The 15,126-nt window shown below is 67.8% G+C and carries 15 protein-coding genes; 10 read left to right on the forward strand and 5 right to left on the reverse strand.

Features of this window, described 5'->3' with window-relative positions:
* Positions 1-910, forward strand: a 910-nt coding sequence (locus ACWEVS_RS35075) for a cytochrome P450 (protein ID WP_452554981.1), incomplete at its 5' end; no start/stop codon positions are given.
* Positions 911-1,036: 126 nt separating this feature from the next.
* Here the strand turns inward: ACWEVS_RS35075 and ACWEVS_RS35080 are convergent.
* The 4 genes from ACWEVS_RS35080 to ACWEVS_RS35095 all read right to left on the reverse strand — a co-directional run bounded on the left by ACWEVS_RS35080 (position 1,037) and on the right by ACWEVS_RS35095 (position 4,041).
* Positions 1,037-1,558 carry a hypothetical protein gene (locus ACWEVS_RS35080; RefSeq protein ID WP_452554983.1) on the reverse strand — a complete coding sequence of 174 codons (522 nt, stop codon included), beginning with the start codon at positions 1,556-1,558 and terminating at the stop codon, positions 1,037-1,039.
* A gap of 103 nt (positions 1,559-1,661) precedes the next feature.
* On the reverse strand, positions 1,662-2,801 hold the full coding sequence (locus ACWEVS_RS35085; RefSeq protein ID WP_452554985.1) for a hypothetical protein: 1,140 nt from the start codon (positions 2,799-2,801) through the stop codon (positions 1,662-1,664).
* Between the two features lie 40 nt (positions 2,802-2,841).
* Entirely contained in the window at positions 2,842-3,432 is a 591-nt protein-coding gene (locus ACWEVS_RS35090; RefSeq protein ID WP_452554987.1) for a hypothetical protein, read from the reverse strand.
* Between the two features lie 81 nt (positions 3,433-3,513).
* A complete protein-coding gene (locus tag ACWEVS_RS35095) occupies positions 3,514-4,041 on the reverse strand; it encodes a helix-turn-helix domain-containing protein (RefSeq protein ID WP_452554989.1) in 528 nt (175 codons plus the stop codon).
* A 1,274-nt stretch (positions 4,042-5,315) separates the two neighbouring features.
* Here ACWEVS_RS35095 and ACWEVS_RS35100 point away from each other — a divergent pair.
* The 8 genes from ACWEVS_RS35100 to ACWEVS_RS35135 all read left to right on the forward strand — a co-directional run bounded on the left by ACWEVS_RS35100 (position 5,316) and on the right by ACWEVS_RS35135 (position 11,445).
* Positions 5,316-6,662 (forward strand): hypothetical protein, encoded by a 1,347-nt coding sequence (locus ACWEVS_RS35100; RefSeq protein ID WP_452554991.1) that lies wholly within the window; start codon positions 5,316-5,318, stop codon positions 6,660-6,662.
* Positions 6,659-7,663, forward strand: coding sequence for a DMT family transporter (locus ACWEVS_RS35105; RefSeq protein ID WP_452554993.1), 1,005 nt, complete (start codon positions 6,659-6,661; stop codon positions 7,661-7,663). The genes ACWEVS_RS35100 and ACWEVS_RS35105 overlap by 4 nt, the downstream gene beginning before the upstream one ends.
* The gene (gene speD / locus ACWEVS_RS35110; RefSeq protein WP_452554995.1) at positions 7,660-8,067 is read left to right on the forward strand and encodes an adenosylmethionine decarboxylase; all 408 of its coding nucleotides are present in this window, start codon (positions 7,660-7,662) and stop codon (positions 8,065-8,067) included. Before ACWEVS_RS35105 ends, speD begins: the two co-directional genes overlap by 4 nt.
* The gene (gene dhbA / locus ACWEVS_RS35115) at positions 8,054-8,839 is read left to right on the forward strand and encodes a 2,3-dihydro-2,3-dihydroxybenzoate dehydrogenase (RefSeq protein WP_452554997.1); all 786 of its coding nucleotides are present in this window, start codon (positions 8,054-8,056) and stop codon (positions 8,837-8,839) included. Before speD ends, dhbA begins: the two co-directional genes overlap by 14 nt.
* A gap of 21 nt (positions 8,840-8,860) precedes the next feature.
* Positions 8,861-9,991, forward strand: a complete 1,131-nt coding sequence (locus tag ACWEVS_RS35120; RefSeq protein ID WP_452554999.1) for an isochorismate synthase — start codon at positions 8,861-8,863, stop codon at positions 9,989-9,991.
* A 6-nt stretch (positions 9,992-9,997) separates the two neighbouring features.
* Complete coding sequence (locus ACWEVS_RS35125) at positions 9,998-10,702, forward strand: isochorismatase family protein (protein WP_452555001.1); 705 nt, start codon at positions 9,998-10,000, stop codon at positions 10,700-10,702.
* A 42-nt stretch (positions 10,703-10,744) separates the two neighbouring features.
* Complete coding sequence (locus ACWEVS_RS35130; RefSeq protein WP_452555003.1) at positions 10,745-11,119, forward strand: hypothetical protein; 375 nt, start codon at positions 10,745-10,747, stop codon at positions 11,117-11,119.
* Positions 11,120-11,286: 167 nt separating this feature from the next.
* Entirely contained in the window at positions 11,287-11,445 is a 159-nt protein-coding gene (locus ACWEVS_RS35135; RefSeq protein ID WP_452555005.1) for a hypothetical protein, read from the forward strand.
* A 4-nt stretch (positions 11,446-11,449) separates the two neighbouring features.
* On the opposite strand, the gene ACWEVS_RS35140 is transcribed toward ACWEVS_RS35135, so the two are convergent.
* Positions 11,450-11,647, reverse strand: a complete 198-nt coding sequence (locus ACWEVS_RS35140) for a hypothetical protein (protein WP_452555007.1) — start codon at positions 11,645-11,647, stop codon at positions 11,450-11,452.
* On the opposite strand from ACWEVS_RS35140, the gene ACWEVS_RS35145 reads away from it, so the two are divergent.
* On the forward strand, positions 11,646-15,110 hold the full coding sequence (locus ACWEVS_RS35145; RefSeq protein ID WP_452555009.1) for an MFS transporter: 3,465 nt from the start codon (positions 11,646-11,648) through the stop codon (positions 15,108-15,110). The two genes, ACWEVS_RS35140 and ACWEVS_RS35145, sit on opposite strands and share 2 nt — an antisense overlap.
* Positions 15,111-15,126 lie beyond the last annotated feature (16 nt).

Here is a 15,126-nt window from a genome sequence, read left to right on the forward strand (position 1 = left end):
GAAAATCGTGCAAGGCGCCTTCACCCCGCTCCAGGCCGAGCGATGGCGAGGACTGGCCAGCACCATCGCCACCGAACTGATCGACACGTTCGAACCGCGGACCGACTTGGTCGAGGACTACGCACTGCCGTTCTCAACACGTGTCATCTGCGCGCTCCTTGGCGTACCCAACACCGACTGGCCCCTGTTCCATCACTGGACGCAACTGTTCCTGTCCACTTCAGACGCGTCTGCCGAAGCCCGCGCTGATGCGGTCGCCAACCTGGTCGACTACACCACGCACCTGATCGCCGACCATCGCGCAAATCCGGGTAACGATTTGGTTGACCTGCTGATCCAGGCCCGAGACGAGGGCGATCGCCTCACCGAAACCCAGCTGAACAGCATGATCTACCTGTTGATTATGGCTGGGCACGAGTCAACGGCGTTGATGATCGCCAGGGGTGTCTATCGGCTGCTGTGGGCACGGCAGTATGACGAACTGGTCGCCGACCCGAACCTGATCGAGAGCGCGGTGGAGGAGATCCTGCGCTACGACGGCCCGGGCTCCAACGGGCTACTGCGCCTGGCCACCTGCGACATCGAGCTCCCGTCGGGAACGATTCCCGCAGGCAGTGTGGTATTGCCCAACGTCTCGGCCGCCAACCATGATCCGCAGACTTTCCCTGACCCGAGGCGCTTCGACATCCGCCGTTACCTCGATCGCGCCGCACGGCCGCACTTCTCCTTCGGTCATGGCCCACACCACTGCTTGGGTGTGAACCTGGCCCGTGTGGAGTTGCAGGAGGCGCTTCGAGCGCTGGTGACTCGCCTGCCTTCGCTTCAGCTGGCTGTTGCACCCGCCGAGGTGCAGTGGGCCGTCGAAGGGATGGGGCACCGTCCCCTGTCTTTGCCCGTTATATCGGGTTAAGCAGAAGCGCTCAGGAATCCGTGGGAGCTACGTCCGAATATCCGGGCCTTGGGAGGCCAGCGCGCTGGCGGCGAGCGCGAGTAGTTCATGTGAGGAGTGCGCGGGAGGTCTTTGGCTCGTAGTCGATCAGGTCATGACCACGTAGACGAGGCTGCAGGCTAACGCTCCTGCCGCCGCGCCCGCTATGACCTGTGTGGGCTTGTGCTCTTGGCGGTGGACACGGGACCAGCCCACAGACGCCACGCTGAGGACGAGGCCTGCGCCGACATACAGGCCGGGCTGCACGAGGAGCAGGGAGAGCGCGGTAGCGCCAGAGATGGTGGCCACGTGGATACTGATGTCCCACAGCAATGTGATCGGGGTGAGAACCAAGAGCACGGCCAGCAGGCCGGCGTTGACGACGAGCACGTCACGGGGGGCGTCAGCAAGGAGTAGCACGGCCAACCCTGTTGTCAGCGAGACGAATGCGAAGACCAACAGGCGGGGGTGCTTACCGCTATGGCCGGACAGCTTGGCTGCCCGGCCGAGGCGGTGAGCGTACAGCGTGGGCAGAATTCCGGTGAAGGTAGCGTCACCCAGCCCCCACAAGGCGCCGACCAGCCCTGCGCTACAGGCACCAATGCACAGCGGCAGCGCGACCGCTACCACAACGGGATGGAGAAGAGTCGAGATCAGCCTGGCTAGCGATGTCCTGGCTCGGCTCCCTGGCATAGGCATCAGGCTGCTGGTGGGTGGCGCTGCTGGCGGATCGTCATACGGCGATGCGGGTAGAGGCCAGTAAATGGGCGGCCGCTGAGCGGCGTTGCCACCATCGTGGCTCCTTCGCAGCCTTGTTGTACTGGTGTGCTACCGCGAACACCCAGTTGGGAGTACCTGCCTTGGCGCTGAGGCGCCAGGTCGGTCGGTGATTGAACTGAGGAGAATGGGTGGCGAGATGGTGCAGGGCTGAACGGACCCACAGGGCGTAGGCGAGGGCTTCTCGCTCGCGAACGCGGGTCGTCGCCGTTGCGATGGCGGAAGCCCTATGCCACAGGTCCGGTGGGGTGACCTTCTGCAGCTCCACCAAGGACTCCCCGATCAGCGCACTGCGCGCCATCAGCTCAGCGCTGGGTTTGTCGGCCGTGCCGATACGGACCAGATGAGGAAAGACCGCCACCAGGTCCTGCCAGAGTCGGCTCACCGCGGCGAGGTCATGTTCAGGGCTTCTGCGAAGATCGAGCTTGGGCAGTAGCAGAGTGAGGAAACCCACGGTGTAGGGGACCGTGTTGATGTACAGGCTGACGTTCTGTGACCACGGTAGGGAGATGGGCGGAATGCCGAGCACTTGCGGAACGAGGTAGATCATCGTGTAGACCGAGCGCATTGTGGAGAACGTCGAGGTGATCGCCAGGATGTAGAAGCAGCGTCGGAGCCAGATCTGGTGCGCGGGTGCTACGCGAGCGCGCCACACGAACAGCACGACCTCGCCGTACATGGTGGCCATCATGCTGCCCTCGTAGAGCGCGAGGTAGGACAGCTGCGCAGGACTCGCTTGCTGGGCTCCGACAGCCGCATAGATTGCACCGTCAAGATCGTGGGCGTAGGCGAGTACGGCCAAGATGCTTGCGATGCTCACAGCTACCAGCCAGGCTGGAAGTACCCACCGTCGCCATCTCGGGTCGCCGGCGTCTTCGACGAAGCTGAAGCACACCCAGGTGCCCAAGCACGCCATCGTGAAGACCGTGAGCAGATGCTCGGCGACAAGAGGGGTCGCTCCTGAGTGGCTCACCTGGGCAAGCCAGGTTCCCAGCGGAGTCCAGCCCACCGAGATGCCGTTGATCCCCAGGAACAGAGCTAACCAGATGCTTTTGAACGCCCGGCTTCCTCTCACCCCAAGGGTGAAGACGATCACGACAGCCCACATGATGGCCAAGCAGGCAAGGGGCACGACGCTACCCACGCCTGCGCCCTCTCCAACCCTTCAAGGGCTGGGCGAGATGGCTGCCATATCCGAGGTCGATCTCGCCTTCGTGGAGGCGCTCAGTGCCGAGGATCGCGAAGGTCTCGGCCTGGCGCTCTTCAGCGTCGCGGAAGGCGGTACGGCCCATGAGTTTGACTATGTCGCCCGGGCCGCCTAAGAACTCCAGCAAGTCTGGCGTCACCAGGCTGAACAGGTTCTCGAGGCTTTGCACCTCCGGGCGTCCGTCATCATTGACGAAATGACCCAGCTCATGCAGGAAGTAGATCTCCTGCAGTACCTGAGGGATGTCGGGGCTTGATCCGTAGCACAGCACCGTGCGCATAACCCCGGGCCGCTTCCGGTCTTCCACCCTGCAGTACAGGCCCGTAACGCCCTCGCACGAAATCGACAGCTGCATCTGTTGAGGGTCGAAGGGCCAGGACAGGATGGTCTGGCCGAAGTGTTCGCTCAAGGCCCCGCAGAACTCGTCGATGTTGAGGGGGGAGCGCCGTTCGGCAAGCAGCGCGAGCACCGAGTCATGCTGCTTGCGCTGGCTCTCGTACAGATCTAGATCGTTCAGCACGTTCAGTAGTCCTTCCTCCGAACCTGGCCCTTTGTGAGGAGGGGTGAGGGCCGGTTGATGCCGTTGGCTAGCTCGGTGCTGCTACTTCTCGCCTTCCTGACGCGGCGGCGAGATGTTGGCTTCTAGCGCGTCCAGCATCGCGGAGATCGCTTTGATCGCATCTGGCATGATCCCAGGGTTGAGAGTTTCGATGCGGTCGAGACGTCCAGCCAGGGCGCGAATGCGGCGATCATGTATCACCCGCGCGGCCCGCATCTGTTCGATCAGCGCCAGTCCTCTTGGGTCGTTCTTCTCCGCCAGGCCGAACAGCTCGTTCATCTTCGGGTCGTTGACCAGAGCACCGCGGGGCAGGCCAAAGAAATCGGCGATGGCATACAGCGTGTCGACCTTCGGATTGGTGATCGACCCATCACAAAGCCGGCTGATTGTGCTGGCGCCGACCCGGTTGCCCGAGGCCTCGGCCACCCGCGTAAACGAGAAGCGGCGGCCGTCTGCGCCCCTGATGTTGTCGAACAGCCAGTTGATCCGGTCTTTCAGCCACGTGTCACTGCGCCCGCTGTCGGGGTTCTCGGGAACGGGCTCGTCCGAAGGGCTCGTATGCGTGGACAAGTGATCAGGCTCCTGAGCTTAGACGGCGGGACGCGTCCCGGAGCCTACCCTCTCGTGCATTCATGGGGAAGTGATGTTGACATCCGAGCACCAATGCATAGACAGTGATCCCCCATGAATGCAAGCTCAACTCATGGATCATGCATTCGTGGAAGGTTGAGAGCTCTTTCGATGAGGCCACGTTCTCCTCGTGAGGCTCTCAGTAGTTCCGCCGACTTGGGTCTTGGAGACGCACGGATGACCATGACCAGCTCCCCCCTCCCCGGATCAGCCTTCGCCTGGGTGATCCTGCACAGCATCCAGCGCCAGCTGCATCAGCTGGGCTGGTACGTCGAGCAGGAGAAACAGATTCAGGGGCTGGTGGTGCTCGGATGGAGGGAGTGCACCAAACCTGAGCCACCGCGTGCGCTTGCTGCGGGCGGCGTTGAGCGGGCAGCCCCTACGAGACTGCGCCGCCACGTTCATGGGGGCCGTCGACACGGCCGCTGGCGTGCTGCCTCACTGCCGCGGCGCCGCTGGCCGCTGGCCGCTGGCCGCAGGAAGACATCCATCAGATCGTGCAGGTGGCCATCATCGAAGCTGATCGCCGGCTGCGCTGGCGGCGGCACCGGTCCCTGCTGCGGGCGGACCTCCTCCCTGGAGGACATCCAGCGCAGCCTCGCACGAGTGATGGAGCTGGAACACAGCCTCTGGGAGCGCTGCCTCGATCACCTGGATCTGGCCGAGCATGCCGCCCACACCGTGTGCGCGCACGCGAACGCGACTGGCGAGGTGAGCACTGCCCGAGGCGTGGCCCTGGCTCTGCTGAAGTCGGGTACCACCCTGCCGAGTGTCGGTCAGCGGTCAGACCTGAAACCGCGACCACGCACTATCCCGGCACGCGGCCCCTTCGCATGTTCAAGCGGCTGATCGAGGCCGCAGTACCCAACCGGTCGATCGACACGGCCGGCCTGCAGCCGGAGTGATCTTCTCACCCGACCGGTGACATCCGCATCCACTGTGCCGGGGATGCGATGTCGCCCACCCGCAAGCCCCCGTCCTGGCACCGTCCCCGGATCGTCTGAGCATCGCCGTCACTCGGGGATGCCTTGATCACCATTTTCAGCAACTGCGATGCGGCGGCAACGACCGAGCGACCCACGCGTCCCGCTCCGGCTCAGTTCCTGTGATCGCCTGTGCCGCAGTGTGCGTCATCCGTGCGGCTCCGCCATCCCTTTTAGCTCATCTTCCCCGTTCCTCCAGGAGAGCCTCCTGGGCCGGAAGGACCACCCCTCATGCGCCACGCTGAACGCTCCGCAGCTGAGGCCATCTACCTCACCCAGCTCATGCCCGATCCATCGCAGCCTCGCCTGACGACAGTGGATCTCGCGCTCACTTCTACCCGGGCCCAGCCGCTCGGTGCCAACATGCACCACGTCGGTGGTAGCTATGACGGCCCCTGGTGCAAAACGGTGCATCGTGCGGCCAGGCGCATCCACAACTTCCTCAACTTCTTTGAAGTTCCGCACTCTCTCACCGGCAGCGCCCTGTGCGGGGTCGACCCGGTGACCGGCAACACCACCGTCTACACCGGCCTCGAACTCGGCGGCGGCCGCCCTTTCACCTTCGCTACCGGAAGTCTGCCCGGAGCGGGGCTGCGGGAGCTTGCCGAGCTCGCCATCATTACTGGCCTGTGCCTGTGGCCCGAGGCGGCAGTGCGCCTGGTGACTGCGACCGGGCAGCGCATCCCGCTGCTGGCTCTGCGCAGCTGCCAGCTCGCCGAGATCGGCGCGATCGTGTCAGTGGAATGGGACGGTCCACAGCTGTCGGTGGCAGAAATCGACTCCTGTGCCCGACTGGCTGGGACCGCCGCAGCGCTCGCGGCGTCCGCGTCCGCTCTGGTGCCGACCACGATCGCTGTGCAGCTGCCGCGCCTGCAGTACTACGGCTTCGTCGAGCCTCTGCTGCGCAGCGGCAAGATGCGCCCAGAGCTGGGCCTCCACGTGGCCGCCCTGGTTGACGACCGCCGGTGCCGCCTGAATGAGCATCTGCGGTGGCAGCTCGAGCTACGGTTGCCCGCCGCGTGGCGTTCCCGCGTCCAGGTGGTAGCGCGTCCCGAGCTCGACCATTTCGCCGACCGCGTCTACCAGGGCCTTACCCGCGGCCAGGTCCTCGGCGTTGAGGACCTAGCCGCCGACGACCGGCGCGATCCGATTATCGCGGCCGTTTTGCACTACATGCGCCCCCGCACAATCGCCCAGCTCGGCGTGGCCGCCTACGTTGCCGAGTACCTGCGGGCCGGACTAAGCAGGAACCGCGGTGCTGTCCGCGTCGCGGTCGCGGTGGAGAACGACCAGGAACGGCGGATACTGACCACCGCCCGCCAGCTCGCCCCGAGCATCAGCCGCAGCCTCGATCTGCCGGTCCACCTGGCCGGCCTCTATCCGCTGGGGCGGCTCTGGGCGACACGGGCCGGGATCGCCACCCGCCCCGATCTCTACCAGCACACCCCCAGGAGATGGGTGCGCGACAGCGCCGCCGGCGAGCTTGTCGACCTCCACCAGCTGTGCCAGGCGTTGTATCCCGCCTCCCGCCAGCCGTACCCGGCGCCCGGCGGGGCCGCGGTGCTGGAGTCGGCATGACCACCACCGCAGTCGCTAGCCCTACCCCGCCGTACAGACGGGCCCGAGCCAACCTGCATGGCCACCGCCTGGCACTGCTGGGCGCCGCACTCTGCTGGGGCCTGGCCGCAGTGGCTATTGAGCATGCGCTGGCCGCGATCCCCTGGCAAGCCATGCTGGGCATCCAGTTGGGCTCGGCCACCGCGACGCTGTGGGTGCTGTCGCTCGCGGCCGGACATCGGCGGCCGCACCTGACGCGCGGTCTGATCCTGCTGGCCCTCACCGAGCCCGGTCTGTCCAGCGCGTTGTTCGTGGCCGGCATGCTAACCGCGACCGCCGCCACCGGCTCCATCCTGGCCAACCTTGAAGGGCTGATCGTCGCCCTGGCCGGGGTGCTCGTGCTAGGCGAGCGACTTCGGCCGCTGGGCTGGCTTGGGCTGGCCCTCAGCCTGCCGGGTGTCTGGTTGCTGGATGGCGCCACCACCTCGTGGGGGGACCGCACCGGCACCCTGCTGATCGTGGCGGGCACGCTGTGCGCGGCCCTCGGTTCAGTGCTGGCCGCCCGCCTCCTGCGCCGTCGCAGCGACCAGGCGCAGCCTGACCCGCTGTCGGCCACCGTGTGGCAGTTCACCATCGCCACGGCCGCCCTCGCCGTAGTGATCATCCCGCTCAGCCTGGCGACGCCGTTTCCGATGGCGCCCGGCCTGACGCACTGGGCGGCGGCCGTCGCCAGCGGCGTGATCGGCCTGGCGCTTCCCTACGCGCTGTTCAATCGGGCGATCGCGACAGTCCCTGTCACTGAGGCCTCCCTGCTGCTGCAGCTCACCCCGGTCATGGGCATCGGCGCAGCGGTCGTCCTGCTGGGCGAGCGCCTCACCCCTGGCCAGATGGCAGGGGCGGCCCTGACCGTCCTGGCGGTGGCCCTGCACATCCTCAGCACCATCCAGCGAATGCCCCGCTACCGGCCGGCCCACGGCCGTCGCGGTGCCCACCGTGCCTCATACGCAAGGAGCACAACGTGATCAGCGATCTCCTGCTTGACAAGGCGCCCCGAGCGGCGCATGCCCCAGCCACACTGCACATTCGCGGCCGTCACGTGATCGCCACCCTCCGCGGCGTGGACGCCGCTGTCCTCAACGACGAGGAGGACCTGCGCTGCGCGCTCACACAAGCCCTGTGTGCCGCCGGTGCCACTGTCCTCAGTATGCACGCCGAGCGGTTTCCCGTGCAGGGCGTGACCTTGATCGCCATGCTGGCCGAATCGCACGCGAGCGTGCACACCTGGCCCGAGGCGGGCGTTGCGGAGGTAGACATCTACACCTGCGGGCCGACCGCGGATCCCATGGTGGCACTCGAGCATCTCAAACAGGCAGTGGGCTGCACCCGGTCTGAGCACCTTCTTCTGGTGCGCGATGTCCACGTGTGAGGCGTCCCTGCGAGATGGGATCGAAGGCAAGGTGGCGCTGGTCACAGGGGCCAGCGGCGGCATCGGCGCCGCAGTGACCGATGCCCTGCTGAGCACTGGCGCCATCGTCGCCGCCACCAATCTGCTCATGCAGCCCACCACCTCGCGCGGCGCGGTGCCGTACCTGCTGGACGTTCGCGACCCGCGTGAGGTGGAGGATGTCGTCACGGCCGTGGAGCGCGATCTCGGCCCGGTCGACATTCTTGTCAATGTGGCGGGTGTACTGCTGCCGGCGGCCGTCGCTGACATCAGCGACGAGGACTGGCGGCAGACCTTCGACGTCAACGCAGGCGGTGTCTTCCGGCTATCCCGTGCGGTCGCCGCCCGAATGGTGCCACGCAGGCGTGGGGCGATCGTCACCGTGAGCTCCAATGCTGCCTCGACACCTCGGATGGGCATCGGCGCCTACGCGGCCAGCAAGGCGGCGGCCCGCATGTTCACTCTCTGCCTCGGCCTGGAGCTGGCCGGGCACGGCATCCGGTGCAACGTCGTGTCTCCCGGCTCGACCGACACCGACATGCTGCGCACGCTCCATGGCACCAGAACCCCAGCTGAGGCGTGGACCGCCACGATCAACGGCGACTCGGCTACGTATCGGCTCGGTATCCCCCTCGGCCGTGTCGCCAGCGCCACGGACATCGCCGACGCCGTGCTGTTTCTCTCCTCCGACCGCTCACGGCACATCACCATGCACGACCTCGTGGTCGACGGTGGTGCAACGCCGCGGGCTTGATCGATCCAAGGCAGGATCTTCATGACACAGCTGACCATCGCCGCCGACCCGCTGGCGGACTACGACCGGGCGACCAGCGTGCTGTTCGCGTCCTCCCGCGGCACGCTCCTCACACGCGGGATCAGCGCTGTCGTCGACGGCCCTCTCGACACCCTGCCCGCGCGGGCGGCCGCCGTGCTCGATGGCTCCGGCCTGGTGGCGGGAGCCGTCACCTTCGCTGGTGAGGCCAATGTGCTGATGCCGGAATCGGCGACCTGGTCGTCGGCTCTGCAGCCGGGCGCGCCCGCCTTACCCTTGGGCGGCTGGTGGACCCGGCCCCTGCCTTCCCCCCCGGGTTACCTGCAGGCAGTACGGCACGCCCTGACCGAGCTCGGGACCGGCCGTCTAGACAAGGTCGTGCTCGCTAGATGTCTGGAGCTGCGCTCGGACGAGCCCGTCGACCTGACCAAGCTGCTGCGGCCGTTGCTTGGCCACGGCCACACCCTCGCCGCGCCGCTGCCGTCCGGTCGAACGCTGGTCGGCGCCAGCCCTGAGCTGCTGGTCTCCCGCCATGGCCCGAGCGTGATCAGCAACCCGCTGGCCGGATCAGCCGCGCGCAGCTCCGACCCAGCCGAAGACCGTCGACGTGCCGCCTCCTTGCTCGCTTCCACGAAGGATCTGCGCGAGCACCGCTTCGTCGTCGAGGCTATCGCTGACGTTCTCCAGCCGTTCTGCGCTCGCCTGAACGTGCCGCGCGCGCCCGAGCTGGCTAGCACCGACACGCTGTGGCATCTGTCCAGCAGGATCACCGGCACCCTGCGCGACCCAGACACCTCGGCGCTCACGTTGGCCGCTGCCCTACACCCGACCCCGGCCGTGTGCGGCACCCCCACCGACCAGGCCCGGCGACTCATCCAGCGTCTGGAGCCGTTCGACCGCGGCTACTACAGCGGCTTGGTCGGCTGGATGGACGCCAGCGGAGACGGCGAGTGGGCGGTGGCCATCCGCTGCGCCGAAGTCTCCGAGCACATCCTGCGCCTGTACGCGGGCGCCGGAATCGTCGCCGGCTCCGACCCCGAGCGGGAGCTCGAGGAGACCTCCACCAAGTTCCAGACGATGCTGCGCGCGCTCGGCGCTGACATCGACACCCGCTACCTGCACGAAAGGACCTGACCGATCATGGCACTTCCCTCGATCGAGCCCTACGCGATGCCAACCCACACCCCCGCCAACCGGGTCGATTGGCAGCCGGACGCGGACCGCGCCGTGCTGCTCGTGCACGACATGCAGCGCTACTTCCTGGGCGCCTTCACCCCGGGAGCTTCACCACTGGTGGAGCTGATGTCCAATGTCGCGGCGCTGCGCGAGCACTGTTCCAGCCTCGGCGTGCCTGTGATCTTCTCAGCGCAGCCATTCGCCCAGACCGCCAATCAGCGTGGGCTGCTTCTCGATTTCTGGGGCGGCGGCATCCCTGACTCGCACGAGGCGGAGATCACCCGCGAGCTGCTGCCTCGCAAAGGGGAACGCCTGCTTACCAAATGGCGTTACTCGGCCTTTCAGAGGACGGAACTGGCCCAGCTGATGGACGAGCTCGGCCGGGACCAGCTCATCATCTGCGGCATATACGCCCACATCGGGGTGCTGATGACCGCCGGCGAAGCATTTATGCGCGATATACAGCCGTTCGTCGTCGCCGACGCCATCGCCGACTTCTCGCACAGGCACCACGTGATGGCGCTGACCTACGCCGCCGAACGGTGCGCGGTCACCACGACCACCACCCAGCTCAGCCGCGCTCTGTCGCAGGCAATGCCGCTGCCCGAACCAGGCTCGGCGGACAGCCCGCTCAGGCCCCTGCAGCCGCCTCTGCGCACAGCAAGCTGACCGGCCGCCCTCCTTCTGTCTCGCGAAAGGACTCCTGGCGTCGTGACCAACGATCAAGGCAGCGATCAAGGCGTCGCCTCCAACGAACCGCGCGTCAGTGACGACCGGATCCTGTCCTGGCTGACCGAGCTCGGCTTCCGAAAGATCGCCATGGCGGGGATGGGCGACAGCCGATTCGTGCTGCTGCGCGGCGGCTCGGTCGCTCTCACGCTCACCACCCCGTATGTCAGCAACACCTGCTCCGGCGTCCTACGGCTGGGCGGCAAGGAGGGACTCACCTACGCGATCTCGCCCTTGGACGCTGGGCGAGCCGACAACCACAGCCTCTGCTCGCAGTCGACCGCGGGCGTAGAGCACCTGGCCTTCAACCGTCGCGGCATCGCGACCGTGCTGACCTGCGCCGGGCGGCAGCGGTGAGCGCCGTTGACGAGCGCTCCTGGCCTGCGGACGCGCCCGGCCACCACAGACCGATTCACGCCCACCGCCCGCCGGCCGGCGACCTGCACGCCTGGTATGAGGAACTGGCCGGCGAACTCAACCCCCAGCCGTTCAGAGACCGCGGTGCAGCGTCCAGGTCCTGGCCCATGCCGGATGACCTTGCGCCGACCGATGTCCTACCCGCGATTAACACCTGGCCTCCTGGCCATGCCCTCACCGCCCGCCAGCGTGATGCCCTGCTCAACCTGCGGCAGGCAGCGCAAGAAGTCGTATTGGCCTTCGGCGAGCACGCCCACCCCGATTGACCGCTCACCCGGCCGATGACTGGAGGCTGATCATGATCTTCGCGCGCACACCCGCGCACGCCTCGAGCGCCATGGCGCCTGCGCCGGTCGATTCGACTTCCCTTGCGGGAGGCAGGACCTCTCGCAGCCGCTGGCGCCGCAGCAACGCCTGCCGTACCGGGACGCTTATGCTGCTCGGCTTCGGAACGATGGTGCTGACCATGGGTGACACCATGGCCAGCACCCTGGCGGTGCCGCTGGTGGCCGAACATGCGATCAGCGCCGGGATGAGCCTGGCGGAGGTCCAGTGGGTCGCCAGCGCCTCAGCGATCGCCTACGCCGCGGTGCTAGCCGCCGCTGGAAGGCTGGCTGATGCCGTCGGCCGCCGCCGAGTGCTGTTGGTGGGGCTGCTGGTGTTCGCGCTCGGGGGCGGGGCGGCCGCCGTCGCGCCCAGCCTGGTCGTGCTGGTGGCTGGACGCGCCCTACAGGGGGCTGGTGCGGGCGCGATCGTGCCCGCTTCCCTGGCCTTGCTGCTGGCCCATCTACCGGCGGCCCGGCGCACCCTGGCGATCGGCGCCTGGTCGGCCTCCTCTGGGCTGGGCGGCGTGCTGCTGCATAGCGCCGGAGGGTGGCTGGCCGACCTGTGGGGCTGGCGGCTGCTGTTCGTGCCCGCCACGGTGGGCGGCGCCGCACTGATGCTTTTGGCGTTGACACTGCCGCCCGACCGCGCCGGCGACCTCGCCGGCGGGCGGCGCGTGCCGGATCCAATCGGCTCCCTGATGCTGCTCGGCGGGCTGGCCAGCCTGGTGCTGGCGCTGACCAAGGGCCAGCAGTGGGACGGGGTCATGCTGCTCGGGCTGATCAGCGTGGCTGTCGGCTTGTTGCTGATCGCGATCGTCCGTTCTGCCAGCCATCGGTCCCCGGCGGTCGACCTGACGTTGTGGCGGCGGCCGCGCTTCCTACTGGCCGGGCTGATCTCGCTGCTGTACGGCGTCGTATCGCTGGCGCTGCTGGTTGCCGCCCCCATCTTGCTGCGGGAATGGCAGCTGCCGTTGCCGCTGATCGGGCTGGCGCTTACGCCGCTGTCGGCTGGGGTGCTCGTCTCCAGTCTGCTGGCCGGGCGGGAGGTCCGGCGCCGCGGCGCCAGGCCGGTGGTCTATCTCGGTGTCCTCGTTGTCGTCGGCGCGGCGCTCTGCCAATTGGGATTCGGTCTGCAGCCCCAATTCCAATTGCCGCTGTGGGCGGCCGCATCCCTGGCCATGGGCCTGGGATTGGGCATGATCAGCACTGGCGCGTCGGCGGCCGCCACCCTGACCGCAGGCAGCGACCACTACGCCTCAGCCGTCGGCGCAAGCATGACCGCCCGCCAGCTGGGCGGCGCCATCGGCGTGGCCATGGCCGTGCTCCTGCTACAGCACCCGCCGCTGCGCGGCCCCATGCCGGGCTACAGCGCGGTCTTCGCCCTCATCATCGTCGGCACGGTAGCGGCCGGGTACCTGGCCCTGGGGCTCCGCACCGACGCTGCTCGGCCCCGCCGTACTGACCAGGCACTCGACGACACGAACAGCTCTTTGCACGCTCAGCTCAGCGTGCCGCAGCAGCGTCGCGTCGCACCTTCCCCGGCCGACGCCACGCCCGCCGAGCCTGCGGCACCATACGGCTCAATCCTGGCTCTGGCCGGCCAGCTTATCGCAGCGATCGATCCGCTGCTGACCAGCCCGCCCCCGGCACCACCGGCCCACAAGCTACCGGTGCCGCCACGGCCCCACACCGTTCCCCCGGACCCATCCCGTATGCGGCCGACCGTCACTACTGATTTTCGGCGGGCCGCCCAGCAGCTGTACGGCCAGCTGCCCATCCACGAAGAGGAGATGCACGCCCCCATGCGGCACTCATTATCTGACGACGAGCGCCAGGCGATCCAGGATCTGCTGCAGGAGTACGCGCCGCTCCTGCTCGACTACATGCGTGCCGAGCTGAGCACCGAGCAGGCCGAACTCGCCGTCTGCGGCACCCTGCTGTCGGCCCACGCTCACGCCGCTCGGCTGTCCGAAGAATCGCTGCTGCGCGCCTGGTTGTATGCCGTGGCGCGCGTGCATCGTAGCCAAGCCGCCGCCGCCAACCCGGCCAGCACCGGTACCTGGGCCCGGATCCGTACCATCGATCAGGCCTCGCCCGAAACCCAACCCGACCCGACGCTCACCCTGCTGCCCGAGGCGCTGGCAGCTCTGGGAGCCCCGCACCGCGAAGTTCTGGACCTGGCACTCCGGCACGGCCTGACCGACATCGAGATCGGCGCGATCTTCGACGCCGGCGCCGTCCAGATCGAAACGCTCGGCGAGGCCGCCTGCGCCCAACTCGAGACCTGGATCGCCGCGGTACGCGCCATTCAGGACGGGCAGGGCTGCGAGAGCCTTGCCGCCATCATCGGCGAAGGCACCCCGAGCCGCCGCACCCGCACCCAGACCAGCAAGCACATCGCCGACTGCCGGAAATGCCAGAGCATTCCCACAACCTCAGCGTTCGAGCTGCTGGCCAGCATGCCGGTACCAGCGGCCGCGGACGAGGTGGCCGTCCGCCTGACCCTGCTGCTGGAGCAGGCCGCGCCGCTGCCAGACACCGGGAACCTGTGGCGCGTCGACGGCTTCCCCGTTCAATCCCACTCCCTGGTCGAGCCCACCGCCGCCGCGCACGAGCCCACGCGCGAGCACCTCTCCGGCGCCGCCCCGGCAGCCATGCCCGTCGAAGAGACCGAGCAGGCGTTCCGCGCGTGGGAGAAGACGCACAAAGACTGGGAGGAGGAGATGTGGCGGCGACGCCCGGACGAGTCCGACCCCGAAGCTCGGCTGTCGTGGCGGCCCGTCGTGCGGGTGACGGCGCTGACTGCCGCCTCTGTCGCCGTGGCCAGCCTGGCCTGGATCGGCCTGCACACCGTCGGCCGCCCGACCACCGTGGTGCAGGCGGCCGCGCCTAGCCGCAGCATCCCGCCGACGATCCTGATCGAGACCGCCCCAGTCGACCCTGACACCGAACTGGCCCTCGAAGAGCCGCCCGGTCGGCAGGCCTCCCCGCCGCCGGTCGCCATTCCCACCGTTCGCCCCTCCACGGTAAGGGCCCGGCCCACCGGCAAGCCGACACCGAAGCAGGCCATCACGGCGAGTCGCAAGCCCTCCCCGAAGCTCACCCTGCGCGCGGGGGAGCCGCGCACCGGGCCCGAGCAGCCGCCGGGCAGGCAAAACAGCCAGCAGAGCAGGTCCAGGGCCAGCAGCAGCCCGCCGAGCACTGCCGCGCAGCCGAGCAAGGCTGCCCTTCCCGCGCCGCCGCCTCCGCAAGCCTCAGCCAGTGGCGGCGGCAGCCTGGGCAGTGGCCGCTCGGGAAACATCTCCGTGACGATCTCACCGGGCACCGGCACCTGGTCGGCGTCCGGCTCCGGCCCGATCTCCGTCTCCGGCAACACGTTCACGGTGTCGACGCCGGTCTCCAAGCCTGGCTGCGGAGGCCCGACGACCGAGTCGGGCACGATCACCATCTCCTGGCAGGCGTCCAACACCGGCGACGGCACCAGCACCTCTGGGACGACAAGCGAGTCCGGCACCCTGTCCCTCCCGGTGAGCTGGACCGTGGAAGCCGACAAGGGCTACCAGTACGAGACCCCCAGCGGCACCAAGTGGTCCAACTGCAACTAATCAATCACCAGTTCGA

The sequence above is a fragment of the Nonomuraea sp. NPDC003754 genome (assembly GCF_053605785.1).

Coding starts and splice junctions, on each gene's coding strand:
- ACWEVS_RS35100 (WP_452554991.1), top strand. CDS start 5,316: ATGCGCCACGCTGAACGCTCCGCAGCTGAGGCCATCTACCTCACCCAG.
- ACWEVS_RS35105 (WP_452554993.1), top strand. CDS start 6,659: ATGACCACCACCGCAGTCGCTAGCCCTACCCCGCCGTACAGACGGGCC.
- dhbA (WP_452554997.1), top strand. CDS start 8,054: ATGTCCACGTGTGAGGCGTCCCTGCGAGATGGGATCGAAGGCAAGGTG.
- ACWEVS_RS35120 (WP_452554999.1), top strand. CDS start 8,861: ATGACACAGCTGACCATCGCCGCCGACCCGCTGGCGGACTACGACCGG.
- ACWEVS_RS35125 (WP_452555001.1), top strand. CDS start 9,998: ATGGCACTTCCCTCGATCGAGCCCTACGCGATGCCAACCCACACCCCC.
- ACWEVS_RS35135 (WP_452555005.1), top strand. CDS start 11,287: ATGCCGGATGACCTTGCGCCGACCGATGTCCTACCCGCGATTAACACC.
- ACWEVS_RS35145 (WP_452555009.1), top strand. CDS start 11,646: ATGGGTGACACCATGGCCAGCACCCTGGCGGTGCCGCTGGTGGCCGAA.
- ACWEVS_RS35140 (WP_452555007.1), bottom strand. CDS start 11,647: ATGGTCAGCACCATCGTTCCGAAGCCGAGCAGCATAAGCGTCCCGGTA.